The organism is Alphaproteobacteria bacterium (assembly GCA_025800285.1).
GTDB lineage: Bacteria > Pseudomonadota > Alphaproteobacteria > JAOXRX01 > JAOXRX01 > JAOXRX01.
Genome location: JAOXRX010000099.1, coordinates 1 through 791, shown reverse-complemented (window position 1 = coordinate 791; position 791 = coordinate 1). Strand labels below are relative to the sequence as shown.

At 28.6% G+C, this 791-nt stretch carries 1 protein-coding gene; it reads left to right on the top strand.

Annotation, left to right across the window (positions count from 1 at the left end; translation table 11 throughout):
• Positions 1 to 37: 37 nt before the first annotated feature.
• Positions 38 to 791, top strand: a 754-nt coding sequence (locus OIF36_05445; protein MCV6599898.1) for a sensor histidine kinase, incomplete at its 3' end; no start/stop codon positions are given.

Below are 791 nucleotides of genomic sequence, written 5' to 3'. Positions count from 1 at the left end.
AGAGTTTAATAAAGCCATAGATAACTATAAAAGTGCTTTGAAATTAGCTCAAGAAAGTCAAATTAAATCTAAAATAACAGACCTAAATGCTAGGTTGGCAGAAGTCTATGTTGAATTAGGAGAAGAAAAGAAAGCAGATTCACTATTTAAAAACTCGTTGGATTATGCATATGATAATGCTGGGCGTACATTTAATTCTTTGAAAGTACAGCAAAAAGTTGCCGATTATTATAATCAAGCTCAGCGTTACGATGATGAAATTGATTTAAGAAAGGAAAGTTTAAAAAATGCAAAAAACATAATAGTTAATGAAGAAGATAAAGAGTCACAAGTAGACTCTATTACTTCACAAAAAATAAATTATAAGATAGGAAATGCCTATATTTTAAAAGAGGAATATAACGAGGCAATACCCTATTTAAAAAAGAGTATAGAAGAGGCTGATAAAAATGAAGATATTATTATTCAAAAAGATGCAACTCGTAAACTTTCTGAAGTTTTAGAATCAGTAGGAAACAATAAAGGAGCATTAGAAGCTTATCAAAGTTATGTTAAGTTGGTTGATACTCTATATTCAAGGAAAGAACAAGAGATACAACAAATCAAACGTTTTGGTAGGAGAATTGCAGAGAGTCAAAATAGAATATCAAGTTTAGAAAAAGATAAAGAGTTAGCAGATAATAAAATAGATTTAGCTTACAAGGATCAACAATTAACTCAAGAAAGTAATAAGCGTCAAGAATTAATCATTTATTCGTTATTAGCAGGGATTTTATTAATGTGTTTATTAG